Annotated in this window: 26 protein-coding genes; 12 read left to right on the forward strand and 14 right to left on the reverse strand. The window is 63.1% G+C overall.

Annotated features, from left to right (window positions below; translation table 11 throughout):
* Window positions 1-3: 3 nt before the first annotated feature.
* The 5 genes from AC0ZT5_RS00780 to AC0ZT5_RS00800 all read left to right on the forward strand — a co-directional run bounded on the left by AC0ZT5_RS00780 (window position 4) and on the right by AC0ZT5_RS00800 (window position 5109).
* Entirely contained in the window at window positions 4-1095 is a 1092-nt protein-coding gene (locus AC0ZT5_RS00780; protein ID WP_488494863.1) for an ABC transporter ATP-binding protein, read from the forward strand.
* Window positions 1096-1305: 210 nt separating this feature from the next.
* Window positions 1306-2304, forward strand: coding sequence for an ABC transporter ATP-binding protein (locus AC0ZT5_RS00785; protein WP_488494864.1), 999 nt, complete (start codon window positions 1306-1308; stop codon window positions 2302-2304).
* Between the two features lie 7 nt (window positions 2305-2311).
* Window positions 2312-3181, forward strand: coding sequence for an ABC transporter permease (locus AC0ZT5_RS00790; protein ID WP_488494865.1), 870 nt, complete (start codon window positions 2312-2314; stop codon window positions 3179-3181).
* A complete protein-coding gene (locus AC0ZT5_RS00795; protein WP_488494866.1) occupies window positions 3178-3972 on the forward strand; it encodes an ABC transporter permease in 795 nt (264 codons plus the stop codon). The genes AC0ZT5_RS00790 and AC0ZT5_RS00795 overlap by 4 nt, the downstream gene beginning before the upstream one ends.
* A 90-nt stretch (window positions 3973-4062) precedes the next feature.
* Window positions 4063-5109 carry an extracellular solute-binding protein gene (locus AC0ZT5_RS00800; protein ID WP_477225850.1) on the forward strand — a complete coding sequence of 349 codons (1047 nt, stop codon included), beginning with the start codon at window positions 4063-4065 and terminating at the stop codon, window positions 5107-5109.
* A gap of 77 nt (window positions 5110-5186) precedes the next feature.
* Here AC0ZT5_RS00800 and AC0ZT5_RS00805 read toward each other — a convergent pair whose 3' ends face one another.
* Entirely contained in the window at window positions 5187-5888 is a 702-nt protein-coding gene (locus AC0ZT5_RS00805) for a GntR family transcriptional regulator (RefSeq protein ID WP_488494867.1), read from the reverse strand.
* A gap of 144 nt (window positions 5889-6032) precedes the next feature.
* Between AC0ZT5_RS00805 and AC0ZT5_RS00810 the strand changes: the two genes are divergently transcribed.
* Genes AC0ZT5_RS00810 through AC0ZT5_RS00820 form a run of 3 tightly spaced genes read left to right on the forward strand, consistent with a single transcriptional unit; the run spans window position 6033 to window position 8755 of the window.
* Entirely contained in the window at window positions 6033-6917 is an 885-nt protein-coding gene (locus AC0ZT5_RS00810) for a fumarylacetoacetate hydrolase family protein (protein ID WP_488494868.1), read from the forward strand.
* Window positions 6918-6944: 27 nt separating this feature from the next.
* Window positions 6945-8219, forward strand: coding sequence for a metal-dependent hydrolase family protein (locus tag AC0ZT5_RS00815; RefSeq protein ID WP_488494869.1), 1275 nt, complete (start codon window positions 6945-6947; stop codon window positions 8217-8219).
* A gap of 5 nt (window positions 8220-8224) precedes the next feature.
* Window positions 8225-8755, forward strand: coding sequence for a DUF5943 domain-containing protein (locus AC0ZT5_RS00820; RefSeq protein WP_488494870.1), 531 nt, complete (start codon window positions 8225-8227; stop codon window positions 8753-8755).
* A gap of 23 nt (window positions 8756-8778) precedes the next feature.
* Here AC0ZT5_RS00820 and AC0ZT5_RS00825 read toward each other — a convergent pair whose 3' ends face one another.
* Entirely contained in the window at window positions 8779-9114 is a 336-nt protein-coding gene (locus tag AC0ZT5_RS00825) for a hypothetical protein (protein ID WP_488494871.1), read from the reverse strand.
* A 325-nt stretch (window positions 9115-9439) separates the two neighbouring features.
* Here AC0ZT5_RS00825 and AC0ZT5_RS00830 point away from each other — a divergent pair, with 325 nt between their 5' ends.
* Entirely contained in the window at window positions 9440-10891 is a 1452-nt protein-coding gene (locus tag AC0ZT5_RS00830) for a DHA2 family efflux MFS transporter permease subunit (protein WP_488495264.1), read from the forward strand.
* A gap of 66 nt (window positions 10892-10957) precedes the next feature.
* Here the strand turns inward: AC0ZT5_RS00830 and AC0ZT5_RS00835 are convergent, their stop codons facing one another.
* From AC0ZT5_RS00835 to AC0ZT5_RS00870, 8 genes are all read right to left on the reverse strand, one after another.
* The gene (locus tag AC0ZT5_RS00835; RefSeq protein ID WP_488495265.1) at window positions 10958-11413 is read right to left on the reverse strand and encodes a MaoC/PaaZ C-terminal domain-containing protein; all 456 of its coding nucleotides are present in this window, start codon (window positions 11411-11413) and stop codon (window positions 10958-10960) included.
* A complete protein-coding gene (locus AC0ZT5_RS00840; RefSeq protein ID WP_488494872.1) occupies window positions 11410-12486 on the reverse strand; it encodes a Gfo/Idh/MocA family protein in 1077 nt (358 codons plus the stop codon). The genes AC0ZT5_RS00835 and AC0ZT5_RS00840 overlap by 4 nt, the downstream gene beginning before the upstream one ends.
* Window positions 12479-12808, reverse strand: a complete 330-nt coding sequence (locus AC0ZT5_RS00845; protein ID WP_488494873.1) for an L-rhamnose mutarotase — start codon at window positions 12806-12808, stop codon at window positions 12479-12481. The genes AC0ZT5_RS00840 and AC0ZT5_RS00845 overlap by 8 nt, the downstream gene beginning before the upstream one ends.
* Window positions 12809-12818: 10 nt before the next feature.
* Window positions 12819-13931 carry a mandelate racemase/muconate lactonizing enzyme family protein gene (locus tag AC0ZT5_RS00850; protein ID WP_488494874.1) on the reverse strand — a complete coding sequence of 371 codons (1113 nt, stop codon included), beginning with the start codon at window positions 13929-13931 and terminating at the stop codon, window positions 12819-12821.
* Between the two features lie 3 nt (window positions 13932-13934).
* Complete coding sequence (locus tag AC0ZT5_RS00855) at window positions 13935-15032, reverse strand: ABC transporter ATP-binding protein (protein ID WP_488494875.1); 1098 nt, start codon at window positions 15030-15032, stop codon at window positions 13935-13937.
* A 3-nt stretch (window positions 15033-15035) separates the two neighbouring features.
* Window positions 15036-15902, reverse strand: coding sequence for a carbohydrate ABC transporter permease (locus tag AC0ZT5_RS00860; RefSeq protein ID WP_477414114.1), 867 nt, complete (start codon window positions 15900-15902; stop codon window positions 15036-15038).
* Between the two features lie 16 nt (window positions 15903-15918).
* Entirely contained in the window at window positions 15919-16815 is an 897-nt protein-coding gene (locus AC0ZT5_RS00865) for a carbohydrate ABC transporter permease (RefSeq protein WP_488495266.1), read from the reverse strand.
* Between the two features lie 160 nt (window positions 16816-16975).
* Window positions 16976-18295, reverse strand: a complete 1320-nt coding sequence (locus AC0ZT5_RS00870; RefSeq protein ID WP_488494876.1) for an ABC transporter substrate-binding protein — start codon at window positions 18293-18295, stop codon at window positions 16976-16978.
* Window positions 18296-18463: 168 nt separating this feature from the next.
* On the opposite strand from AC0ZT5_RS00870, the gene AC0ZT5_RS00875 reads away from it, so the two are divergent.
* Both AC0ZT5_RS00875 and AC0ZT5_RS00880 read left to right on the forward strand, forming a co-directional pair.
* Window positions 18464-19249, forward strand: coding sequence for an IclR family transcriptional regulator (locus AC0ZT5_RS00875; protein WP_184871614.1), 786 nt, complete (start codon window positions 18464-18466; stop codon window positions 19247-19249).
* Between the two features lie 64 nt (window positions 19250-19313).
* A complete protein-coding gene (locus tag AC0ZT5_RS00880) occupies window positions 19314-20153 on the forward strand; it encodes an amidohydrolase family protein (RefSeq protein ID WP_488494877.1) in 840 nt (279 codons plus the stop codon).
* 10 nt (window positions 20154-20163) lie between these two features.
* On the opposite strand, the gene AC0ZT5_RS00885 is transcribed toward AC0ZT5_RS00880, so the two are convergent.
* Genes AC0ZT5_RS00885 through AC0ZT5_RS00895 form a run of 3 tightly spaced genes read right to left on the reverse strand, consistent with a single transcriptional unit; the run spans window position 20164 to window position 23050 of the window.
* Complete coding sequence (locus AC0ZT5_RS00885) at window positions 20164-21321, reverse strand: extracellular solute-binding protein (protein WP_488495267.1); 1158 nt, start codon at window positions 21319-21321, stop codon at window positions 20164-20166.
* 14 nt (window positions 21322-21335) lie between these two features.
* A complete protein-coding gene (locus tag AC0ZT5_RS00890; protein ID WP_488494878.1) occupies window positions 21336-22496 on the reverse strand; it encodes a CaiB/BaiF CoA transferase family protein in 1161 nt (386 codons plus the stop codon).
* Window positions 22497-22498: 2 nt separating this feature from the next.
* Entirely contained in the window at window positions 22499-23050 is a 552-nt protein-coding gene (locus AC0ZT5_RS00895; protein ID WP_488494879.1) for a MaoC family dehydratase, read from the reverse strand.
* Between the two features lie 199 nt (window positions 23051-23249).
* Between AC0ZT5_RS00895 and AC0ZT5_RS00900 the strand changes: the two genes are divergently transcribed.
* Complete coding sequence (locus tag AC0ZT5_RS00900) at window positions 23250-23396, forward strand: hypothetical protein (protein WP_488494880.1); 147 nt, start codon at window positions 23250-23252, stop codon at window positions 23394-23396.
* 45 nt (window positions 23397-23441) lie between these two features.
* On the opposite strand, the gene AC0ZT5_RS00905 is transcribed toward AC0ZT5_RS00900, so the two are convergent.
* Complete coding sequence (locus AC0ZT5_RS00905) at window positions 23442-24434, reverse strand: Tim44 domain-containing protein (RefSeq protein ID WP_488494881.1); 993 nt, start codon at window positions 24432-24434, stop codon at window positions 23442-23444.
* Between the last annotated feature and the right edge of the window lie 24 nt (window positions 24435-24458).

A 24458-nucleotide genomic window follows, 5' to 3' on the forward strand; every position in this document is an offset into this window, starting at 1 on the left:
GCCATGGCGGACGTCGAACTGAGGAAGGTTTCGAAGAGCTTCCAGAATCTGAAGGTCGTGCACGATATCGATCTCGACATCGCCGAGGGCGAATTCGTCGTCCTCGTCGGACCGTCCGGCTGCGGCAAGTCGACGACGCTGCGCATGGTGGCGGGACTGGACAGGCCGAGCGGCGGCGAGATCCATATCGGCGGCAGGCTGGTCAACAACGTGCAGGCCAGGGATCGCGACATCGCGATGGTCTTCCAGAGCTATGCGCTCTATCCGCAGATGACGGTCGCGCAGAACATGGCTTTCGGCCTGCGCATCCGCAAGGTGCCGGCCGGCGAGGTGACGCAGCGCATCGCCCGTGTCGCCGACATCCTCGACCTCAGCGAACTGCTGCAGCGTAAGCCGCACCAACTGTCTGGCGGCCAGCGCCAGCGCGTTGCGATGGGCCGCGCCATGGTGCGCCAGCCGAAAGTCTTCCTGTTCGACGAGCCGCTCTCCAACCTCGACGCCAAGCTCAGGGTGAAGATGCGCGCCGAGATCAAGAAGCTGCACCAGATGGTCGCCACCACGACAGTTTACGTCACCCATGACCAGGTCGAAGCGATGACGCTGGCCGACCGCGTCGTGGTGATGAACAAGGGGCGCATCGAGCAGATCGGGCCGCCCAACGATCTCTACCATGAGCCGGCCAGCCGCTTCGTCGCCGGCTTCATCGGCAGCCCCGGCATGAACTTCTTCAAGTGCCGCCTGGAAGCGCGCGGCGACCGGCTCGCGGTCGTGCTCGGTGATGGCACCGCTCTCGCCGTCCCGGCTGCCCGTACGGCACGCTATGCCAGCCATGTCGGGCGCGAACTCGAATTCGGCCTGCGTCCCGAGCATATCACCGAGCAGCGCGAGCGGCCCGACGTCGTCGACATCAAGGCGCCGGTCGAGGTGGTCGAGCCGATGGGCATGGAGACGCTGCTGCATGTGCTGATCGCCGGCGCGGAGGCGACGGCGCGCATCGATCCCGCGTCGACGCCGAAGCCGGGCGAGGTGGCGACGCTCTCGCTCGGCATGGCCCATATGCATCTGCTCGATCCCGACAGCGGCAAGGTGCTCTGAGCTCCGCTGGGGTATCGACACGACATGCAAAGGGCCTGGCCGAGAGGATCACGGTTCCCTGCCACACTTTCGCGTGTCAGAAAGCAAAAACAATATATTATTTGTTGACAAATATAATTTTGGAGCGAATTTTTAGGCACGGTTCCGAATGACCGTGATGGTTCCCAGCAGGCACGGCCATCTCACCGCAGTCCCAGGAATTTGCCGGTCATGATCGACATCCAAAGCGTGTCAAAGTCCTTCGTGACCAGGGACGCCGATCCCGTCCGTGCGCTGAACGAAGTCAGCCTCGAAATCTACGACAATGAGTTCTTCACCCTGCTCGGCCCGTCGGGCTGCGGCAAGACGACCCTCTTGCGGCTGATTGCCGGCTTCGAGGCGCCAAGCTCAGGCGCCATCCGCATCGCCGGCAGCGATGTCGCCGCCTTGCCGCCGCAGAAACGGCCGGTCAATACGGTGTTCCAGAGCTACGCGCTGTTCCCACATATGAGCGTCGCCGAGAATGTTGCGTTCGGCCTGGAGATGCAGAACGCGCCGAAATCGCTGATCGACGAGCGCGTCAGGGAAGCGCTGGAAATGGTGCGGCTCGAAGGCTTCGCCACACGCCGCCCGGCGCAATTGTCGGGCGGCCAGCAGCAGCGCGTGGCGGTGGCGCGTGCCCTTGCTCCGAAGCCCAGCGTTCTTCTGCTCGACGAGCCGCTGTCGGCGCTTGACCTCAAGCTGCGCAAGGGCATGCAGAGCGAATTGAAGCGGCTGCAGCGCGAAACCGGCATCACCTTCGTGCTGGTCACGCACGACCAGGAAGAGGCGCTCGCCATGTCCGACAGGATCGCGGTGATGCGCAGTGGCGACGTGCTGCAGGTCGGCACGCCGCGCGACATCTACGACAATCCGCAGGACCGCTTCGTTGCCGACTTCATCGGCGAGTCCAACCTGCTGCCGGGGGCAGCGCTTGGCCGCGATCCTGCGAAGACGATCGTCGTGCGTCCCGAGCACATCGTCGTCTCGCCGGCATCGGCTGGCGCCAGCGGCCACGCCCGAGGCGCGGTTTCAGCCATCACCTTCCTCGGCTCCGACACGCTCTACGAGGTTGTGCTCGAAGAGGGAGCAAGGCTGCAGTCGCGCTCGCGCGGCGGCGCGGCACTCGCGACAGGCGACAGGGTCGTCGTCGACTGGGCCCGCGACGTCGAACGCGAACTGGCGAACTGAGGCGGCGATGGGTCCGAACCGCACCTACCTGCTGATTGCACCCGCCATGCTGGTCATCGGCATCTTCATGGTGCTGCCGCTGTTTCTGGCGGTCGCCTATTCCTTCATGACCGCCAACCCCTATGGCGGCGTCACGGCGCCGGCGACATTCGACGCCTATCTCCAGTTCCTGTACCAGCGCGACTTCGACGACAGCCTGGTGTTTTCGCCGAGCTATGCGCTCATCATCCTACGTTCGATCTACCTCGCCATTGCCACGACCCTTATCTGCCTGGTGCTTGGCCTGCCGGTTGCCTGGTACATCGTCTGCCAGACACCGGAGCGCCGCCGGATCCTGCTCTTTGCCGTCACACTGCCGTTCTGGATCAACACACTGATCCGCACCTATTGCTGGATCCTCATCCTGCGCGACGAAGGCCTGGCGAATGGTGCGCTGCGCCATGCCGGCATCATCTCCGATCCGCTGCCGCTGCTCTACAATGACGGGTCGATCCTGCTCGGCCTCGTCTACACCTTCCTGCCCTTCATGGTGCTGCCCATCTATTCGACGCTGGAGTGCATCGACCCGCGTCTGATCGAGGCCGCGCACGATCTCTACGCCAGCCGCGCCGCGGTCTTCCGCCGCATCGTCTGGCCGCTGGCGAGACCCGGCGCGCTGGCCGGCGCCACGCTTGTCTTCGCGCCGGCGCTCGGCTCGTTCCTGGCACCCGACCTGCTTGGCGGCGGCAAGAAGCTTTTGATCGGCAGCCTGATCCAGATGCAGTTCACCTCGTCGCGCAACTGGCCGTTTGGGGCGGCACTCTCGACCGTCGTGACGGTCGTCGTGCTGACCGTCTTCGTCATCCGTTCGCGCAAAGCACCGGAGGAGCGGCGATGAATGGCGCAAAACCCTTCGACTGGCGGCATACGCCCGGCCTGTCGGCCTACACCGCTCTCATATTCCTGTTCTTCTACGCGCCGCTGCTGATCCTGGTAATCTATGCCTTCAACTCGAGCCGGCTGGTCACCGTGTGGGCCGGCTTCAGTTTCAAATGGTTCGTCGCGGTCGCCAACAACGGCTCGATCCGCGACGCTGCCTTCAACAGCGTCATCATCGCGATCGTCGCCACCATCGCCTCGACGGGCATCGCCACGGCCGGCGCGCTGGCACTGGAACGCGGCCGGCTGCGCTTCGGGCGCAGCGCGGCAACTGCGCTGATCGCGATGCCGCTGGTGGTGCCGGAGATCGTCGTGGCGATCACCACGCTGATCTTCTTTTCCGGGCTCGGCATGCATCACGGGCTCATCAACCTGATGATCGCCCACACTGTCTTTTGCATTCCGTTCGCGCTGCTGCCGATCCAGGCGCGGCTGCGCGACATGGGCGGCACGCTGGAGGAGGCTGGCCGTGACCTCTATGCCGACGAATGGCGGCTGTTTCGCCGCGTCACGCTGCCCTTGCTGATCCCGGCAATCTCGGCCGGCGCCATCATGGCCTTCGTCGTGTCGCTCGATGATTTCCTGATCTCGATGATGGTGTCGAGCGCCGGCTCGACCACCTTGCCGGTCTACATCTACGGCATGATGCGGCTTGGCGTGACGCCAGAGGTCAACGCCATCTCCACCATCCTTCTTGCCGTTTCCATCGTCTTCGTCGCAGCGGCGCTGCTCGTCGGACGACGCAAATAAGCTTGCCTGAACCATGATCCCGAAAAGTGGAAGCCGGTTTTTGGAAAAGATCATGGTCAAAACGAGAAAACAAACCAGAGGAGAACGACCGTGACCAAATGGAAAGAAGGACTTTCAGGAATAGCTTTGGCCACCGCCATCATGGGGGCCATCACCACCACGGCGCTCGCCGATTCCGGCGAACTGCACATCTACAACTGGACCGACTACACATCGGACGAAATGATCAAGAAGTTCGAGGCGGAGACCGGGATCAAGGTCACCATCGACACCTACGATTCGAATGAGACCGCGCTCGCCAAGCTGAGCTCGGGCGCCGCCGGCTACGACGTGATGATCATCAGCAACGACTTCGTGCCGATCTTCGTCAAGCAGAAGCTGTTCCAGGAAGTCGATGCGGGGGCGATGCCGAACTTCAAGAACGTCGATCCGAAATGGCAGCACCGGTCCTGGGATCCGGATGCGAAATACACCGTGCCATGGGTGTGGGGCACCACGTCCTATTCGGTCGACACTGCCGTCTACAAGGGGCCGACCGACAGCCTGAAGCCGCTCTTCGATCCGCCCGCGGAACTCAAGGGCAAGGTCGGCATGTTCGGCTCGCCGACCGAGGTGATGTCGCTGGCGCTGGTGTATCTCGGCAAGGATCAGTGCAACAGCAATCCGGCGGACCTGAAGGAACTCGATGCTTTGCTCGAGGCGCAAAAGCCCTTCGTCAAGGTTTACAATTCCGACGGCATCGTCGAGCGCCAGGTCGCCGGCGAGACGGTCATGCACGAGCAGTGGTCGGGCAAGGCGCTGGCGACACGCCAGCAGAAGTCGACGGTCAAATACGTCTATCCCAAGGAAGGCGTTGTCGGCTGGATGGACAATGTCGCCGTGCCCTCGACCGCGCCCAATGTCGACAACGCCAAGAAGTTCCTCAACTTCCTGATGGATCCCGAAAACATCGCGCTGCAGCAGAAATACACCGGCTACCAGAGCGCGATCGCTGGTTCCAACAAATACCTGGCGGCGGATATTGGCGGCTCGCCGGAGTTCAACCCGCCGGCCGATCTGAAAATCTCGTTTGCGCCGTCATGCGACGAGAAGGCGATCCGCGCTTACGATCGTATCTGGACCAATCTGCGCCAATAGGCTCATGACGCAAAACGCCGCCCGTTCGTACGGGCGGCGTTTATTACCTTCTGTCCGAGGACCTCGAAAATGAATCGCTACGCCCGCACAATTGTCTCGCGCGCCGGCAGGTCATCGGCTTCGGCCGCCAGCAGGATGTCGGTGGTCACCGCCAGATGCGCCGCCAGCAATTCGGCTGCCTTCTCGGCATTGCGGTCGAGCACGGCATTGGCGAGGTCCTGATGTTCCTTGCTGATGTTGCGGGCATTGGGTGCCAGCGAGACCGAACGGCGGCGGTAGCGCTCGCTCTGGTCGTAAAGCTGGTCGCGCAGGCGCAGCAGCCAGCGGCTGTCGCAGCCGCCGACCAGCGCCTTGTGGAAGGCCGCATGCGCGGTCGCCCATTCGTCGCTCGAATGCACCGGATGGTCCGGCGTGTGCTCTGGCGTTCGCGACAGCCGGTGCAGGGCCGCGACCAGCTGCGATTCCCAGGCGACGTCGCCCACCTCGATGGCGCGGCGGATGCACAGCGTCTCGATCTGGATGCGCGTCTTGGTGAGGTCGACCAGATCCTCGGCCGAGATCGGCGCGGCGCGGAAGCCGCGTTGCGGTTCGGCCACCACGAGGCCCTCGGACGTCAGCCGCGACAGTGCCTCGCGGATGGCGCCGAGGCTGACGGACAGCCTATCGCACAGTTCCTGCACCTTGAGCCGGCTGCCCGGTGCGATGCGGCACGACAACAGGTCGGCGCGCAGATCCTCATACGCGCCCTGGGTGAGATTGATCGAGCCTTCCCTAGCCATTGGTTCGCCCGCGGCCGAATCTGTCCATCGAATGCCCTCATACATTATCCCAGGCAGGAATCAGAATGCAAAATAATATATTCTATGTTGACAGATATATAATTTCTAAACAAAGTCCAGCCTTCAAAAGCGAGGATGTGGCCAGTGCGATTTGCAGCCTATAAATCGCCGCGGGGACCCGGACTGGCAATCGCATTGCCGGCAGGTGAGTTCCGCGGCATCGACGAAAGCGATGCGATGTTTCCCGGACGACTGGAGGAACTCATCGCCGAAGGCGCGCAGGCGCTGCAGGCGGCAGGCGAGCGGCTGGCCAGTGGACGGCGGATCGATCCTCAATCGGTCGAGTGGCTGCCGCCGCTATCGGCGCCGGGCAAGATCATCTGCGTCGGCCTCAACTATGTCGACCATTCCATCGAGAGCGGCTTCGTGCCGCCGAACTATCCGACCTTGTTCGCCCGCTTCTCGACCAGCCTGATCGGGCATGGCGCGGCCATCCGCCGTCCGGAGGCCTCGATCCAGCTCGATTACGAGGGCGAGATGGTGGCGATCATCGGCAAGGCCGGCCGCCACATTGCCCCTGGCAAGGCACTGAGCCATGTCGCCGGCTACTCCATCTTCAACGACGCCTCGATCCGCGACTTCCAGACCAAGTCGCCGCAGTGGACCGTCGGCAAGAATTTCGACGGCACCGGATCCTTCGGGCCGATCTTCGTGACATCAGACGAATTGCCGCCGGGCGGCAAGGGGCTGCGCATCCAGACGCGCCTCAACGGCCAGGTCGTCCAGAACGCCTCGACCAGCGACATGATCTTCGATGTCGCCTCGCTGATCTCGATCATCAGCGAAGCGATCACGCTCGAGCCGGGCGATATCCTCGTCACCGGCACGCCCTCCGGCGTCGGAATGGCGCGCAAGCCGCAGCTGTTCATGAAACATGGCGACGTCTGCGAAGTGGAATTGGAAGACGTCGGCATCCTGTCCAATGTCGTTGCCGACGACGTCATATCAGCGCAAGCCGTCAACCAATAACCCCGCCAACTCCGAAAGGACGATGTCATGACAAGAGTGATGTTTCGAAATGCCATGATTTGGGATGGCACCGGCGCCGATGCCTTTCCAGCCGATCTGCTGGTCGAGAATGGCCGCATCGTCACCATTGCGCGCACGCCCGGCCAATTGTCCGAGGACGGCGCCACGACGATCGAATGCCGCGGCATGACGCTGATGCCGGGCCTTGTCGAAGGCCATGCCCACATCTCCTTCGGCGGCGCGATCAAGGATTCCGACCTTGGCCTGATTCCGCCCGAGGAGCACCTTTTGCTCACCATGCGCAATGCCAAGACATTGCTCGACCATGGCTTCACCAGCGCCTACAGCGCCGCAACCTCGAAGCTCAGGCTCGACATCGTCATCCGCAACGAGATCAATGCCGGCCGCCTGCCGGGACCGCGCATGCGCGCCGGCAGCCCGGAGATCACGGTGACCGGCGGCCTCGGCGACGAGCGCCAGCAGCATATGTATCACGAGAGCTTCGGCATGATCGCCGACGGCGTCGAGGAGATCACCAAGGCGGTGCGCCTGTGCTGCCGCGAAGGCGCCGACAACATCAAGATCAACATTTCTGGCGACGATCTGAGCCCGGCGGCGCATGGCGGCCTGACCGTGATGAGCGAGGCCGAAGTGATGACGGCGGTGTCGGTGGCGCGCGACTTCGGCAAGAAGATCAACTGCCATGCCCGCGCCGCCGGTTCGGTGAAGCGCGCGGTGAAGTGCGGCGTCGACGTCATCTATCACTGCGAATCCGCCGACGAGGAAGCGCTCGATGCGCTGGAATCGGCCAAGGACCGCATCTTCGTCGGCCCGGCCATCGGCATCATCTACGGCACACTCTACGAGGGCGAGCCCTTCGGCTTCACCCACGAGATGGCGGTCAAGTTCGGCATGCAGCGCATCCTCGACGACAGCCGCAAGGTCTACACCGAACTGCGCAAGCGCGGCGTGCGTGCGCTGATCGGCGGCGACTATGGTTTTGCGCAGACACCGCAAGGCACCAACGCGCGCGACCTCAAGCATTTCGTCGACCTGCTCGGCTATTCGCCGAGCGAGGCGCTGCAATGCGGCACGCGCCTCGGCGGCCAGGTGATGGGCCTCGGCGACGAGCTCGGCATGGTCAAGGAAGGCTTCATCGCCGACCTGCTGCTGGTCAATGGCGACCCGCTGAAGGACCTCGACATGATGGTGCATGAGAAGAACCTCGTCGTCATCATGAAGGACGGCGAGCTCTACAAGGACCAGTCGGCCTCGGTCGCCGCGCAGCGCCAAGCAGCCTAGGCATCATGCAGCCCGTGGTTCCTATCGATGTCGACGAGACGAGCGGCATCTGGCGGACCGACGGGCTGCCCATGGTTTACCTGCCCAGGCACTTCCTGGTGAACAATCATCTCGCCGTCGAGGCGGCTCTGGGCCGCGAGGCCTATCGCGCCGTCCTGCGCTCAGCGACGGCAAAGTCCGCCATCGAATGGTGCGAGGCACAGGTGCAGGGCAAGGGCCTCGATCCCGAGGCGACGTTCCGCCATTATTTCCAGCGCCTGTCGCAGCGCGGCTGGGGCCAGTTCTCGATCGACACGCTGGATGTGGGCGGGCGCTTCGGCCGCATCAGCCTGAGCAATTCGATCTTCGCGCTGGAGGCCGGGCAGGGGCCAGGCCAGCGCGCCTGCTACATGTTCGAGGGTTTTGTCACCGGCGCCTTCTCGTTCCTGCTTGGTCTTGCGGCACCGACGCAAGTCGAATGCGAGGAGACTTACTGCGCCTGTGATGGCCGGCACGACCATTGCCGGTTCGAGTTCGCGGAAAGCCGTCCTGCCTGAGACGCGCTACGGCCGGATGAGGGTCAGGGACCGTGGGGGCCGCACAGGTCGAGCGTCCATTGGATGGTTCCGCAATAGTCGCCGGCGTAGCCGTCGTAACTGCCGTAGCCATTGTAGTAGCCGTCTATCCAGCCATCATCGCCGACCCGATCGTCGCCGGTCCAACCGCTGCTGACCCAACCGCCGCGGTGCCCATGTCCACCGCGCACAGCGTGTCGATGCGCGCCACCGTGATGGGCGGCAGTGTGGTGGACACTATGGTGCCTGACGACCGCGGCATTGGCGTCGGTGGTCAACGGGATCGCGCTCGTGGCCAACGCCAGCACGATGGAAGTGATGAATCCTATTTGCCTTTTCATGAGGATGCCTCCTGTTCATGCGAGACATATGGGGAAGAAAACGACCTCTCACTCGACACGTTCCTTCACGAAATCGGGACGACATTCGCTGAAACGCAAATGAGCCGGAAAACTCCACGCAACAGCCGTTTGCCGATGTCCTCGCAGGGATAGCCGCGGTCAAGATTTGTTGACTTCCATCAAGGCCAAATTGACTACCGCTCGCCTTTTTGTCGGACCATAAGACAGGCCGTGCAGTCAGACCCCGGCTTGCCGGCGCACACAAGGCAATCTTGCCCTTGGACGCGGATGCGCCAGCTTGGGCTGGAGCATTCAAGCCGCCTGCATAACGGAATTGGCCACAGCATTGGAACAGCCTCAATTTGCCACCGAGCGCGACCCGAGGCTGAGGCTGATCATTCCGATCATCGTCGCCATCGCGTTTCTGATGGAGCAGCTCGATTCCACCATCATCACCACCGCAATCCCGGCCATCGCGCGCAGCCTCGACACGACGCCGGTCAGGTTGAACCTGGCGATCACCACCTACATCCTGACCTTGGCCGTGTTCATTCCCGTCAGCGGCTGGTTCGCGGACAGGTTCGGCGCACGAAGAGTGTTCGCGCTGGCGCTTTTCACCTTCACCCTCGGCTCGGCGTTGTGCGGCATCGCCAGCAGTTTCGGCATGCTGCTGGCGATGCGCGCCCTGCAGGGGCTGGGCGGTGCCATGATGACACCCGTCGGGCGACTGATCCTGCTGCGCAGCTTTCCGCGCAGCGGTTTGATCACCGCCATGACCTACATGACCTTGCCCGCCATCATGGGACCTGTCATCGGGCCGCTGCTCGGCGGCCTGTTGACCACCTATGCCTCGTGGCGCTGGATATTCTATGTCAACGTGCCGTTCGGCTGCCTTGGCATCGCGGCTGCGCTGCGCTTCGTCGACGATTTCCATGAGGAAGCGGTACAACGTTTCGACTTCGCCGGATTCCTGATGGTGGGATGCGGCGTCGCACTGCTGCAATTCGGGCTGGAGAGCATCGGTCGGCCGATCATCCCTGTCTCGGCGACAGTGCTGGTGCTGGCAGCGGCGGTCCTGCTGCTGCTCGCCTTCGGGCGCTGTGCGCGCCGCGTCGTCGCGCCGGCAGTCGACCTGACGCTGTTTCGGTTTCGCTCGTTCTGGGTCGGCACGCTGGCCGGCGGCCTGTGCCGTGTTGGCCTCAACGGCGTGCCGTTCCTGTTGCCGCTGATGCTGCAGGTCGGCTTTGGCATGAGCCCGGTCACCTCCGGCTCGCTGACGTTCGTCGGCAGCTTCGGCGCCTTGCTCATTCGGCCGCTGCTGTCGCCGCTGTTGCGGCGCTTCGGTTTCAATGTCGTGCTGATCGGCAGCGCGCTGGTCGGCTCCGCCGCTGTGGGCGGCTTCGCCCTGATCAGCGCCGACACGCCACACTGGATGATCGGCCTCTACGTCTTCGTGTTCGGCATCATCCGGTCGGCGCAGTTCATGACCTCCAACACGCTGTCCTATGCAGACCTGCCGGCGGACAAGCTCAGCCGCGCCACCAGCCTCGGCGGCGTCCTGCAGCAGCTCAGCGTTTCGCTCGGCGTTTCAATCGCGGCCATGGTGCTGGGTCTGGTTGCCGGGGAAACCCAGATCGTGACACCGGAGCGCTTTCATCAGGTGTTCCTGCTGACCGCAATCATCCCGCTGCTGTCCATTCCCGGCTTCCTGTATCTGCGCGCCGAGGACGGCGTGCAGGTCAGCGGCCACGTTCGGAAGGGCAATTCAAGCAAATAAGGCGATGAAAGTCATGACGTGGCGTCAGGCGCGTATACGGGCATATTCATACAGTTGCCCTGAGCTTCAGCGCTCCACCGGCTTGCGTTCGACGATATAGATGTGGTCGGCTGCCAGCACGACTTCGCCGCGCTGGTTGATCACCTCGCAGCGCTCGATGACCCGTCCTGAACCCGGCCGCTTGGGATCGTCTTCCTTGGCTGCGATGGTGGTGCGCGTGCGGATCGTGTCGCCGATGAACACCGGCTTGATGAAGCGCAGCCGGTCGTAGCCATAGGAAAAGGCGACGGGATTGACGATGGTCGCCGTCAGCCCGATGCCGATCGAGAACACCAGCGTGCCATGCGCGATGCGCTGGCCGAACGGCGTCGTCTTCATGAATTCGGCGTCCATGTGATGCGGGAAGAAGTCGCCGGTGTGGCCGGCATGGACGACAAAGTCGGTTTCGGTGATGGTGCGGCCGCTGGTGAGACGCGAGGCGCCGATCTCGTAATCCTCGAAATACTGGATCTGTTCCATCAGGGTCTTTCCGCGATCGGGGTCGCTGGTGCCGCACTCGACTGATAGGCGGCCTCGACCAGCGCCATCGTGCTCCACGCATCCTCGACCGGACTGACCAGCGCTGTGTCTTCGCCCGCTGCATAGCGCTGGACGTTGGCCATGCGGCCGACGAAGGCGTCGGGAAACCACTCACCGGCCAAGGGCACCGCGACCCAATCCGTTCCGCCCTTCGGATAAATCTCCAGCACCTCCGGCTCGCCGCGCGGATAGTCGAGGTTGAGGCCAAGCTTGAGATAGGCCGCGCCCTCGGTGCCGCAGATGCGGAACTCAGAGGCCTGGTGCCGGCGGCCGAACCTGTGGTCATGGTTGATCGACAGCGCGCAACGCACGGTGTCGCCATAGTCGAGAATGGCGCTGGTACGCGTTTGCGCCACCGCATGGTTGGGATGGCCGAGCGTCTTGGCGTGCACGCCTCTGGGGTCGCCAAGCAGTTGCCGGATCAGGTCGAGATAATGGATCGAATGCATGGCGATTTCGACGCGCGGTGCCTTGAGCAAGAATTCCCACAGCTGCCACGGTGTCGCCAGCGCCAGCCAGACGTCGAAGTCGACGATCTCGCCGAGCCAGCCCTTGGCGATGGCGTCCTTCAGCGCCAGCATCATCGGTGCGAAGCGCGCCTGGAAATTCACCGCTGCCTGCAGTTTCTTGGAACGGCAGATATCGAGAATTGCGGTTGCCTCGGCGAGGCTGCTGCCCATCGGCTTCTGGATCAGCGCCACGGCGCCGTCAGGCAATACCTTCAGCACATCGGCATGGCGGGAGGGCGGCGTCGCTAGGTCGAAGATCGCACCCTCGACAGTGGCCGCTTCCTCGGGCGTGCGGAAGGCTGTCACACCCCATTGGCTGGCCAGCTTTTCCGCCTTGGCGTGATCGGGATCGTAAAGCCCGGCGATCGGGAAGCTGGCTTTCCGGTAGGCGGGGAAATGCGCGTCACCGACGATCGACCCGGCGCCGAAAGTGACGATCGGCCGGGGCTTCGAGGGATTGGGCCAGGATTGGACGAGTGAGGCAGGGTCGAAACCGCTTTCAGTCATGATGGAAGACCTCGTCCATCGCTGCCCACCATTCGCCTTCCCCGCGCGTCGCCAGCGGTTCCTGGCAAGGCATGCAGACCGACCACCATTCCTGCGTCTTCGGGTCGGCCGCCATCCTGGCCATGTCGGCCGTATAGTCAGTGCCGTGGTATTCAAAATAACTGAACAGCAGGTTCTCCGGCCGCTTCAGGTAGATCGAGTAGTTCTTGATGTTGCAGGCCGAGATCATGGTCAGCACGTCAGGCCAGACGGCGGCATGAAGGCGGACATACTCCTCGACCATTTCCGGCTTCAGCCCCAGAACCATCCCCATCCGCTGCATGCCCCGTCTCCTATCTGATGATCGCCGTGGTGAATTCGGCGATGCTCATGGCCTTGACCGCATCCCAGTCCCAGTCGATGCCGATACCCGGTTCTTCGGGCGCCAGCGCCTGCCCATCCTCGATGCGCATATGCTTGCCGGTCAACTGGTCGAGTTGCGGAATGTACTCGACATAGCGGCCGTTCTGAACAGCGCAGGCAAGGCTGACATGCAGTTCCATCAGGAAATGCGGGCAGACCGGAATGTCGAAGGCTTCCGCCGCATGGGCGATCTTGAGCCAGGGCGTGATGCCGCCGATGCGGCCGACATCGACCTGGACAATCGAGCAGGCGCCTTTCTGCATGTATTCGCGGAAATGGCGGATGGAGTAGAGCGACTCGCCAATGGCGATCGGCGTCGACGTCGAGTTGGATAACCGCACATGCCCGTCGATGTCGTCGGCCGGCAATGGCTCTTCGATCCAGGCGAGGTCGAGCTCGCGCAACCTGGCCGCGCGCCGGATCGCCTCGTCGACCGAAAAGCCCTGATTGGCATCGGTCATGATCTCGTAGCCGTCGCCGACCGCCTTGCGCACCGCCGACAGGCGCGCAAGATCCTCCGATCCGTGCGGTCTGCCGATCTTCACCTTCGAACCGCGAAAACCCTTGGCCTTGGCGGCCAGCGCATCGTCGACCAGCGCCTGCGTCTCGATGTGCAGCCAGCCGCCTTCGGTCGTGTAGAGCGGGCAGCGATCCTTGGCGCCGCCGGCCAGCTTCCACAGCGGCAGCTTCTGCTTCTTCGCCCGCAGATCCCACAGCGCCGTGTCGATCGCCGCGATCGCGATTGCCGTGATCGCACCGATCGTGGTGGCGTGCGTGGCAAATTCGAGATCGTGCCAGATCGCCTCGATCATGTCGGCGTCGCGCCCGATCAGGCGCGGCGCGAGATGATCCGAAAGGAGCCGCATCACCGACGAGCCGCCGGTACCGATCGTGTAGCTGTAACCGGTGCCGACCGCGCCGTCGGAATCGGTGATCGTCACGATCGGCGTTTCCTGGCTGACGAAGCTCTGGATCGCGTCGGTGCGCTTGACCTTGGGCACAAGGTCCACCATCCGCAGTTCGATTTTTTCGATCTTGGCCATCAGTCAGCTCCGCAATGTCTTCCCGGTGTCGGTGGCAAACAGATGCGCCTGCGACATGTCGAGGCTCATGGCGACCCGTTCGCCCGACCTCAGTGGTCTCGGATTCAGCATGCGTGACACCCAGTCGGTGCCGTTGAATTCGACGAACACCAGCGTCTCGTTACCGAGCGGCTCGGTGACCGTGATCGGCAGCTCGATCTGATGAACATCGGCGGCACTGCCGGAACTGATGCCATGGCCGGTCGGATAGATGTCGTCCGGCCGCAGTCCGAACACGACCTTGTCACCGGCCGCGACATTGGCTTTGAACTGGCCAGGCAGGGGCAGCTTTTCACCGCTGGCGAAAACCATCTGGCCGCCGTCGATCGTGGCCTCGTGCAGGTTCATCGGCGGCGAGCCGATGAAGCCGGCAACGAAGCGCGTCTGCGGCCGCCGGAAGACCTCGTCGGGCGTGCCGACCTGTTCGATGTAGCCGTCGCGCATGATGACGATGCGGTCGGCAAGCGTCATCGCCTCGACCTGATCGTGGGTGACGTAGATCACCGTCGACTGCACCTTGGCATGCAGTTTCTTGATCTCGGTGCGCATCTGCGTGCGCAGCTTGGCGTCGAGGTTGGAAAGCGGCTCGTCGAAAAGGAAGACATCGGGATCGCGCACGATGGCGCGGCCCATGGCAACGCGCTGGCGCTGGCCGCCGGACAATTGCGACGGGCGGCGGTCCAGCAGCGTGTCGAGGCCGAGGATGGCCGAGGCCTCGGCGACGCGGCGGTCCATGTCTTCCTTGGCCGCACCGGCGATCTTCAGGGAGAAGCCGAGGTTCTCGCGCACCGTCATATGTGGATAGAGCGCGTAGGACTGGAACACCATCGAGATGTTTCGCGAGCGCGGCGGCAGGTCGTTGACGACGCGGCCGCCGATCTCGATCGAACCGGCGCTGATCTCCTCGAGCCCGGCGATCATGCGTAGCGTTGTCGACTTGCCGCAGCCGGAGGGGCCGACCAGCGCGATGAATTCGCGGTCGGCAATGTCGAGGTCGATGCCGTGCACGATCCCGATATTGCCGTAGCGCTTGGTCAGCTTGGTGAGGGAAACTGTTGCCATGGATCAGCCTTTCACCGCGCCGGAGGTCAGGCCGCCGACAAGGTGTTTCTGGACGATATAGGTGAGGGTGAGCGCCGGAATGATCATCACCACGGCGAGCGCGCACATGCCGCGCCAGTCGATGGTGAACTCGGCCGTGTAGTCGAGCAGGCCGACCGGCAGCGTCTTGGCGCTTACCGAGCGCGTCAGCTGCGAGGCCAGCGCGAATTCGTTCCAGCAGGTCAGGAAGGCGAAGATCGCGGCGGACGCGATGCCCGGCCCGGCGAGCGGGAACTCGACCTGCCAGAACGCCTGCCAGCGCGTGCAGCCATCGATCTGCGCCGCTTCCGCGAGGTCCTTCGGCACCTGGCGGAAGAAGCCGTCGATCAGCCAGATCGTGAACGGCACGTTGAGCGCGACATAGGCCAGGATCAGTCCGAAATGCGTGTCGATGATGCCAAGCCGCACGTAGAGGAAGAACAACGGCAGCGACAGCGCGATGCCCGGCACCGTGCGCGTCAGCATCAAGCCGAGGAAGACGCTCGACTTGCCGCGGAAGCGGTAGCGCGCAAACGCATAGCCGCCGGCCATGCCGATGGCCACGGCGATGACCGTCGACGTCACCGAGATGATCAGCGAGTTGCGGAAATATTCGATCACCGGAATGCCGCCCTTGCCGATGCCGCTGAACATCGCGACATAGGCGTCGAACGATATCTCCTGCGGGATCCACACTGGCGGCTTGGCCATGATCTCGACGGTTGGCCGCAGCGACGACAGGACGATCCACAGACCAGGCAGGCAGATGGTCAACATCGCCAGGAACAGGCCGATGCGATAGACAATGCCCGTGAGCCGGCGCTTCAGGCGGGCGGAGGAATTCTCGTCCATTCTCACCACCCAGCCCTCACCACTCAGCACCGATCTGCGTGCGCGCCGCAGCAAGCTTGTTGAAGAAATAGACGGTGAAGGCGATCGACAGCAGGATCGAGAAATAGGCCATGGCGTTGGCCATGCCCATGCGCCCGTCGCTGTAGGCGGTGCGCGCCACCAGCGTCCACAAAAGCTCAGTGCGGCCCGCCGGTCCGCCATCGGTCATGATCTTGACGATGTCGTAGGCGCGCGCGACGTCGAGCGAGCGAATGGTCATGGCGATATAGGCGAAGGGCATGACGAACGGCCACGTCACATAGCGGAAGGTCTGCCACGGCGTGCAGCCGTCGACGCGCGCCGCCTCGATCGGCTCCTTGGGCATGGCGAGCAGCCCGGCGAGGATCAGGATGGCGAAGATCGCCGTCGACGACCATATCTCGGCGATCGAGATGGCGATGAAGGCGAGATGGCTTTCGATCAGCCACGGTACGGCGTCTTGCGTGATGCCGAGCGACTGCAAGGCATTGTTCACCAGGCCGATATTGTCGTTGAACATGAACTTGAACTGGAAGCCGACCAGGATCGGCGAGAACATCATCGGGAACATCATCAGCGTGCGCAGGATGCGCTGGCCGCGGGTCGCCTTCTCGACCAGCATCGCCAGGCCGAGGCCGAGCAGCATTTCGAGATTGAGCGCGATCGTCAGCAGCAGCACCGTTCGACCGAACGCCCACCAGAAATCGGTGTTGGACAGGATCGAAAGATAGTTCCTGAAGCCGATGAGGACGTAAAATGTTTCGGGCCGCGTCAGGCGGAACGGCGTGAAGCTGGAATAGAGCGACAACAGCAGCGGCACCACGACGACCGCCGCCAGCACGACCATGGCCGGAAGCAGCAGCAGGAATGGCGCGGATGGCTTGAAGCCCTTCATCGGGATCCTGTGGGGTGTTGCATTCAACTATCGATGCCTCTTCTTCGTCGAGGCCCGGCCGGAGAACGGAAGGCTATCATGGATCGGCAAGCGCACTCGCCCGACAAGGCGCGATCGCCTCCCCCATGGTTGATGGGGGAGGCCGTCCTGGGAGCGATTGCTAGAGCTTGCCGGCGTCTTGGAGGATTTGCGTCGCCTTGGCGGCGGCTTCATCCAAAGCCTGCTTGGAGGTCTTGTCGCCAAGGATCGCCGCCTGCAATTCGGGATAGACGGCGTTCGAGATCTCGATCCACTCAGGCGTCTGCGGCACGGCAAAGGCGTGCTTGGCTTCTTCCTGGAAGGCGGCAAGAACCTCCTTCTTGTAAGGATCGTTTGCCGCTTGCTGGAGATCCCAGTCCCACACCGCCGTGCGGGTCGGCAGCGGACCTGCGGCGGCCTCGAGCTTCTGGCTGTCCTCGTTGGTCAGCCACCACACCAGGGAAGCCGCGGCCTCCTTGTTGGGGCAGTTCTCGGTCACCGAGAAGCCGTGAAAACCGGACCACCCGGTGCGCTTGCCCGACGAGCCCTTCGGCGCAACCTTGACGCCGACATTGCCGGCGACCTTCGACGACTTCGGATCGTTGAAGAAGCCGGCCCAGCCCGGCCAGTCGAGATTGATGGCGACGGTGCCGGAGGCAAAGCCCTGGCCGAGATCGTCCCACAGGTAATTGGTGGTTCCGGCCGGCACGGCCTTGGCCTTGTAGAGGTTGACGAACCAGTCGAGTGCCCGGATGCCGGCTTCGGAGTTGAAGACCGGCTTGCCGTCCTTGTCGAGGTATTCGCCGCCTTCGGCGACCACCATCTCGTAGAAGCGGCCGTTGATCGCCTCTTCCTTGCCGGCGAACTGGGTGCCGTAGAAATTGGGCGGGTTGGCGAAGAATTCGGCCTGATCGGTGACTTCCTTCCAGGTGTCCGGCGGCACCAGATCATAGCCGTATTTCGCCTTGAACTTGGTCTTGTTGTCGGCGTTCTCGTACAGGCTCTTCTGGTAGTAGAGCGCCGAAACGTCGAACTGCGCGCGCGGCAGCATCTCCAGCTTGCCGTCGATGGTCGCCGCCTTGATCGTCGAAGGCACGAAGGCGTCGATCTCTTGCTTGGGCAAGAGCTTGCTGAGGTCGGTGTAGAGGCTCGTATACTGTGGCGCGAACGACGAATGGTTCCAGCCGACGCACCAGTTGGTGCTGCCCGAGGCGATGTCGGACTTGAGCTCCTTGTCGATGTCGAAGCCGTTTTTCTTGGTCAGGATGTTGACTTTGGCGCCGGTCAGCTTCTCCCATTCAGGGATGCGCTCATAGAGCTTTTCATATTGCTGGCCGCCGATCAGCTTGACGTCGACGGTGACGCCTTCGAACTTGCCGGGCAGGTCGCCGGCAAGGGCCATGCCTGCACCGAATGCAAGCAACAATGCGCCGGCGGACACGCCGGAAAGCAGTCTGTTCATTGGTATCCTCCCTTGGTGCGCCTTAGCGGCGACCGCAACTCGTCTGATGACAAGAAGTGCTACATTCATATACAAACAAAACATTCACGGATACGTCAAGGCGAAATTTGTTTCCGTTGGCCACGTTTCTGCGTATATGAAGAATCGAATTCACTGGAGGGATGAGCCATGGACGACAGCGAAGACGAGCGCTATCGCGCGCCGGCGCTCGACAAGGGGCTCGACATCCTCGAACTGCTGGCCGGCGTTGACGGCGGCCTGACGCAAGCCGAAATCGCCAAGAAACTCGACCGCAGCCCCAACGAATTCTACCGCATGCTGGACCGGCTGGTGCGGCGTGGGTACGTGACGCGGCTGGATGGCGACCGTTATTCGCTGACGCTGAAGCTGTTTGGCCTGGCGCAACTGCATGCGCCGGTACGGCGGCTGGTTTCCTACGCCACGCCGCTGATGCGCGAGCTGGCAGAGACATCGCAGCAGGCCAACCAACTCGTTGTTTTTGATCGTGGTTCCGCCGTCGTCATCGCCCAGCAGGAGGCACCGAATTACTGGGGGATCTCGATCCGAGTCGGCTCCCACATCAGCCTGTTCGATACGGGGTCGGGACATGTGCTGCTGGCCTTCCGTTCGCAGGAAGAGCGGCAGATGATGATATCGGAACATGTTCGCAGTACCGACAAGACGGCGCAGTCTGCCGAATTCTTCGCCCGCCTCGACCAGATCCGCGACCGCGGCTACGAGATGATGGCCTCGATGCAGACCGCCGGTGTCTTCAACCTGTCGGCCCCGGTGCGCAGTTCCGACGGCAAGGCGATCGCGGCGCTGTCGATTCCCTACATCACCGTCGTCAACGCACCCTCCGCTCCCGACATCACCAGGACCATCGAGCTGTTGCTGGTCACGGCCGAAAAGCTCTCGCACCTGGCAGGATCGGCGGTCGGCTCGTCGACGTGAATTCTTATTTGAATGAAGAATTCCTCCGTGAGATGATTTGAACACCTAAAGAGGAGGAGCCAAAGTGATCATCGACACCCATCTGCATCTCATCGATCGCTCGGCCTTGCGCTATCCCTGGCTTGCCGGCGTGCCGGCGCTCAACCGTGATTTTTCCTACGAAGAATACGCCGTGGAGGCCCACCGCGTCGGCGTCGGGCGCGTGCTGCATATGGAGGTCGACGTCGATCCAGCGGACATCGAGGCCGAGACCGCTCGCGTCGAAGGGCTGTCGCGGCAGCCCGGGAGCATGCTGGCCGGGGCGATCGCGTCCTGCCGGCCGGAAGAGGCGGATTTTGCAGCCTATCTCGAACGGCAGCGAACAAATCCCTTCGTCAAAGGGTTCCGCCGCGTCCTTCATGTCGTGCCCGACGATCTCTCGGACGGCACGCTGTTTCGCGACAACATCAAGCGGCTCGGCGGCGCCGGCCTGACCTTCGATCTGGTCGTGCTGCCGCACCAGATTCCCAAGGCGATCGCGCTTGCCGATCTCGCGCCCGATGTCCAGTTCGTGCTCGACCATTGCGGCGTCCCTGACATCAAGGGCAATGGCGAGCATCCATGGCGCGAACACATGAGCGAGATCGCGCGCCGCCCGAATGTCATGGCCAAGATTTCCGGCGTCGTTGCCTATGCCGATCCCAGCAGTTGGACGGCCGAGACGCTGCGGCCTTATGTCGAACACACCATTGATGCGTTCGGCTGGGACCGCGTCGTCTGGGGCAGCGACTGGCCGGTCTGCACGCTTGGCGGTGGCCTGTCGACCTGGGTGGCGGCGACCCACGCGCTGCTGTCAGGTTGCAGCGTCGATGAACGCGACAGGCTCTTGTTCGCGAATGCTCGCAAGCTGTGGCGGCTCGATTAGCCGGTTTCGTTCAGGCTCCTCCACCGGCAGCGTCGGACGCCGGAGCACTCTCCCGGAACAGGCGATTGAGATCGGCAACGACCTGGCCAGCCCGATGCCTGGAAGTCAGGCCAGCGATGATGCGATCGGACGCTGCCTGCTGGAACGCCATGGAGCCATCGTGGCGCGGCCGCACCCATGCGCCTTCAAGCGTCGCGCGCGTGTCCCGATAGAAATCGCCAGTAGCGGCGTTGACCGTCTGATCTTCCCACGCGGCGGCGTGGCCGGGCTGGCCGCCGGCGGCGGCATAGGCACCGCGCTGGACATCGCCGCTGGCGACCCAGTAGGCGAAGTCGATCGCTGCATCTTTTGCCTTGGAAAAAGCTGAAACGGCAATGCCGGTGCCGCCAAGCGCCGAACCGATGAGACCGTTGGTGCCGATGACCGGGATGTCGGCAAAGGCCAGTCGGTGCGCGCGGAACCCAGCCATCGCATAGGAGACGTAGCCATAGATCAGCGGCGCGCAGACGATTTTGGAATCCGTCTCGGCCATGCGCTCCGAGACGGCGATCGGATCCATCTCGAAGCAGGCCGGGTCGACCAGCGCCGCGATCTCGCGCATCGCCTCGAAGATTTCGCTGCCGGTCCCAATGTCGATGAGATCTCGGGACGGATCGGTGGCGCAGGAATGACCGAGATTGCCGGCCAGCGTGTAGAACACCATCAGCGAATGGGGTGGACGCAGTGGCAACAGCACGCGGCCTTGCCGGGCGAGATCAAGCACGTCGTTCCAGCGCGATGGCGGTGCATCGAGCGCATCCGGTCGCCAGGCCTGGACTTGGCTGGCCGCATCGATCGGGAGGGCCCATTGCCGCCCTTGCCAGCTGTAGCTCGGATAGGACTGGCCGACGCTGCCTGAGGCAAGAGTTGCGCGCTCAGCCTCGCGGCCGGCGACGTCGAGCGGCTCGAGGCAGCCCTCCGCCGTGATCTGGCCGACATGCGGATGGTCGATGACGATAAGGTCATAGGCCCGCGCCAGCTCCTCGACCGGGAAGGACTCGAAATTCTGCAGCGAGCGCTTGTCCCACTCAATCGAGACACCCGTCTGCTGCTGCCACAAGGACGAGCAGGTGACCATCGGGTCGTAGCCGCGCGGATGGCTCCAGGTCATGCCCCTGAGAGTAGGCATGGGCGTGGGCACGCTCACAGCCCGAACTCCTCGCGAATTGTAGCACTGTGCTCGCCGATGCGCGGTGCTGCCCGGTCGACCTTGGCTCTGACACCATCGACCCGGAGCGGTGAACTGGTGGTGAGGATCGAAACGTCATCCTCGCGCGTCACCGTCTGCAGCATGTCGAGCGACTGGAACCCGTCGCTTGCCAGCATCTCCGGCCAGGTCAGCACCTTGGCGCACCAGATGTCGGCCGGCTCGAGAATGGCCAGCCACTCGTCGATGGTCCTGGTGGCGATCCTTTGCGCGATGATCGCCTTGATGTCGTCGCGCGCCGTGAACCATGACGCCGGTTTGTCGCGATAGGGTGCCAGTTCGCTAAGCGACAGCAGGTCGGCCAGCTTGGGGATCGGCGTCATCGCGATGGCGAGATAACCGTCCTTGGCGGGATACACGCCATAAGGCGCCGACAGATAGGCATGCGCACTCCGGAAGCTGGAGCGCCTGGGCAGGCGGCGGCCATCATTGAGATGCGTGGTCAGCACTTCGAACTGGAAGTCGACGAGCGCTTCCAGCAGGCTGGTTTCGATATGGCTTCCCAGACCTGTGATGCCGCGCCGCACCAGCGCCGCCAGAATGCCTTGCGCGCAGGCAGCACCCGCCAGCATGTCGCCGATGGCAAGGCCGAATGGCACCGGTCCCTGGTCCTCGTCGCCGTTGAGCCACATTACGCCGGAGCGCGACTGCGCCAGCAGATCCTGGCCGGGCCGTTTGACCCATGGGCCGTCCTCGCCATAGCCGCTGATCGAGGCATAGACCAGGCGCGGGTTGATCTTGCGGACGGCCTCGTAATCGAGACCCAGCCGTTCGATCACGCCCGGCCGGAAATTCTGGATCAGCACATCGGCCTTGGCCAGCAGGCCCCGCAGCACCTTGAGATCGGCCTCGTTCTTGAGGTCGATGGCAAAACTTTCCTTGGCCCGATTGATGGCGTGGAAGATCGTCGAATCGCCACCGATCTCGGTGTCGCTGAGATAAAGCCGGCGCGACAGGTCGCCGCCATCCGGACGCTCGATCTTGATGACGCGGGCGCCGAGATCGAGCAGCCTGAGCGAGCAATAAGGCCCGGACAGGAACTGGCTCATGTCGACGACGACGAGACCGGCAAGCGGCAATTCGGCTGCTGCCGGCATCGCTATTTCTCCGTCTTGCCGACGAAATCGGCAGGGTTGCGGTACTTCACGGTCTGCAGATGCTCGCAGTAGAGAACGAGCTCGCCTTCGCCCTTGAACACCTCGTAGCTGGCGCGGATCAGCCCCATCTCCTTGTAGCGCGGCTTCTTGTCGAGGTTGGAGCGGATCGAATAAATCGTGTCACCGATGAACACGGGCTTTATGAAACGCAGCCTGTCGTAACCATAGGAAAAGGCGTTGATACAATTGGTGGCGACCAGCCCGAGGCCAGCCGAGAACACGAAAGCGCCGGCGATCAGCCGCTTGCCGAAAATGCCTTCCGTCTCGGCAAACATCTGGTCCTGCACATAGGGGTGGATGTCGAGCACCAGGGCGTTGAACAGGTGGCTGTCGCCTTCCGCCATGGTGCGCCGCAACGAGCGGATTTTCTGTCCGACCGACCAGTCCTCATAGAACCAGTTTTCGGCGTTCCACACCGGCAGGGCGGCGTGATCCTCGGGCATGTTGGCGGGGTGCGTCGAGGCGACGCCGACGGTGGGCGCGAAACCGTTCATGGTTGGCTCCGCCAGTCCTGTGGCGGGCACCGCAGAGGTGCTGGAGCACGCATCAAAGCGCCTGAAAGCACGACGTTTCCTCCGGTCAATCTTCTTTTGTAAATAGTATTTTCACATATGGGGTTACGTTGCAAGCGTGAACAGGCGAAATCCTAGCCGTTCCCGCGCGCCGAAGCGCTGGCTGGCAGGGGAGCAAACAATGCCCAATGCCTGTCTGGTATTTATCGGCCGCTTGAATCGCGAGGCGCCGGTATTTTCAGGGCGCGACACCGACAGCGGCATGCCGACCGACACCGGACGGGCCGTCGAGGTCGGCACGCCGATGTGCGTCAAGAACGTGCGCTGAACGCCGCTACTTCCCTCGAAGCCTCGGAACAAAACTGGCAGGGGCTCAAGCCTGTTGGATTGCCGAGAGCTTCCAGTTCGAGCCATTCTCGCGCATGAATGTCCACAGCTCCGTCGTCTCTGTCGGATGCTCATCGTCGCCTTCGACGACCTTGCCGCTGGCCCGTTCGCGCATCACGTCACGAGACTCGTAGCGCAGTGCGGCGGTGGCGTAGTCGCGGTCATCCTCGCGCCAGCTTTCCGCGATGTCGGCCTGCAGCAAAGTGATGTCCGATACGTCGTTCCTGAGACCTTTCTGGGCATTGTCGGCCAGCTCTTCGGACAGATAGGACACCATCTCGGGGGTCGTCGCCCGGCGCAGGGCGGCATGGTCTTCACGCCCGAACGCTTCCTGGACGTCAGTCAACAGCTGCTGGAATGCGTCGAGGTCGGTCTGAGCCAGCGTAATCTCCTCGGAACCGCTGGCTGGAGAGCCTCCACCCGAACCGCCGCCAAAGCCGGGAATTGTGAAGGAGCGTTGAGTGTCCGCCTGCTGCTGTGCCGTTGCGCGGTTCTCAAAACTCGAACGCTGGGCATTGCCTGTACCGGCCAGTGCCGAGGCAGGGCCGCCCGCGGATTGCGACCGGAAGAAGCGAATGGCCAGCATGATCGCGCCACCTATGAGCAGGGCCTGAAGCAAGAAACCGAACATGCCGGCCAAGCCGCCGAAGCCTTGGCCGACGAGCAGGCCGATCAGGCCGCCGAGCAGCAGGCCGCGCATCATCGTTCCACCGAAGCCGCTCATGAAGCCAGGCCTCTGCAGACCGGCCTGCGGCTGCCGGGCCGGAGTGTTCACACCGGAGTTCGGCGTCATCGAACGCTCGACCGGAGCGGTCGGCGCTGGTGCGGTTCTGGTCGGCGGTGCCGATTGAAACGTACGCGTGCCACGACTGCCGAAACTGCCGCCGCGACGAGCCTCGGCGTGATCCATCGCGACCATGGAGAATGCAAGGAACAGTCCTGCAAACAGGGCGGCAAATCGGCTTGTGCGGGAAATCATCGGGGGTTGGCCTTTTTTCGATGT

The sequence above is a fragment of the Mesorhizobium sp. CNPSo 4670 genome, assembly GCF_057784235.1.

Bases quoted from the DNA above. Each gene is read 5' to 3' on its own strand.
- AC0ZT5_RS00900 (WP_488494880.1), top strand. From the start codon at position 23,250: ATGCCCAATGCCTGTCTGGTATTTATCGGCCGCTTGAATCGCGAGGCG.
- AC0ZT5_RS00895 (WP_488494879.1), bottom strand. From the start codon at position 23,050: ATGAACGGTTTCGCGCCCACCGTCGGCGTCGCCTCGACGCACCCCGCC.
- AC0ZT5_RS00865 (WP_488495266.1), bottom strand. From the start codon at position 16,815: ATGAAGGGCTTCAAGCCATCCGCGCCATTCCTGCTGCTGCTTCCGGCC.
- AC0ZT5_RS00860 (WP_477414114.1), bottom strand. From the start codon at position 15,902: ATGGACGAGAATTCCTCCGCCCGCCTGAAGCGCCGGCTCACGGGCATT.
- AC0ZT5_RS00845 (WP_488494873.1), bottom strand. From the start codon at position 12,808: ATGCAGCGGATGGGGATGGTTCTGGGGCTGAAGCCGGAAATGGTCGAG.
- AC0ZT5_RS00825 (WP_488494871.1), bottom strand. From the start codon at position 9,114: ATGAAAAGGCAAATAGGATTCATCACTTCCATCGTGCTGGCGTTGGCC.
- AC0ZT5_RS00905 (WP_488494881.1), bottom strand. From the start codon at position 24,434: ATGATTTCCCGCACAAGCCGATTTGCCGCCCTGTTTGCAGGACTGTTC.
- AC0ZT5_RS00870 (WP_488494876.1), bottom strand. From the start codon at position 18,295: ATGAACAGACTGCTTTCCGGCGTGTCCGCCGGCGCATTGTTGCTTGCA.
- AC0ZT5_RS00840 (WP_488494872.1), bottom strand. From the start codon at position 12,486: ATGACTGAAAGCGGTTTCGACCCTGCCTCACTCGTCCAATCCTGGCCC.
- AC0ZT5_RS00785 (WP_488494864.1), top strand. From the start codon at position 1,306: ATGATCGACATCCAAAGCGTGTCAAAGTCCTTCGTGACCAGGGACGCC.
- AC0ZT5_RS00795 (WP_488494866.1), top strand. From the start codon at position 3,178: ATGAATGGCGCAAAACCCTTCGACTGGCGGCATACGCCCGGCCTGTCG.
- AC0ZT5_RS00780 (WP_488494863.1), top strand. From the start codon at position 4: ATGGCGGACGTCGAACTGAGGAAGGTTTCGAAGAGCTTCCAGAATCTG.
- AC0ZT5_RS00805 (WP_488494867.1), bottom strand. From the start codon at position 5,888: ATGGCTAGGGAAGGCTCGATCAATCTCACCCAGGGCGCGTATGAGGAT.
- AC0ZT5_RS00815 (WP_488494869.1), top strand. From the start codon at position 6,945: ATGACAAGAGTGATGTTTCGAAATGCCATGATTTGGGATGGCACCGGC.
- AC0ZT5_RS00885 (WP_488495267.1), bottom strand. From the start codon at position 21,321: ATGCCTACTCTCAGGGGCATGACCTGGAGCCATCCGCGCGGCTACGAC.
- AC0ZT5_RS00850 (WP_488494874.1), bottom strand. From the start codon at position 13,931: ATGGCCAAGATCGAAAAAATCGAACTGCGGATGGTGGACCTTGTGCCC.
- AC0ZT5_RS00875 (WP_184871614.1), top strand. From the start codon at position 18,464: ATGGACGACAGCGAAGACGAGCGCTATCGCGCGCCGGCGCTCGACAAG.
- AC0ZT5_RS00855 (WP_488494875.1), bottom strand. From the start codon at position 15,032: ATGGCAACAGTTTCCCTCACCAAGCTGACCAAGCGCTACGGCAATATC.
- AC0ZT5_RS00790 (WP_488494865.1), top strand. From the start codon at position 2,312: ATGGGTCCGAACCGCACCTACCTGCTGATTGCACCCGCCATGCTGGTC.
- AC0ZT5_RS00890 (WP_488494878.1), bottom strand. From the start codon at position 22,496: ATGCCGGCAGCAGCCGAATTGCCGCTTGCCGGTCTCGTCGTCGTCGAC.
- AC0ZT5_RS00820 (WP_488494870.1), top strand. From the start codon at position 8,225: ATGCAGCCCGTGGTTCCTATCGATGTCGACGAGACGAGCGGCATCTGG.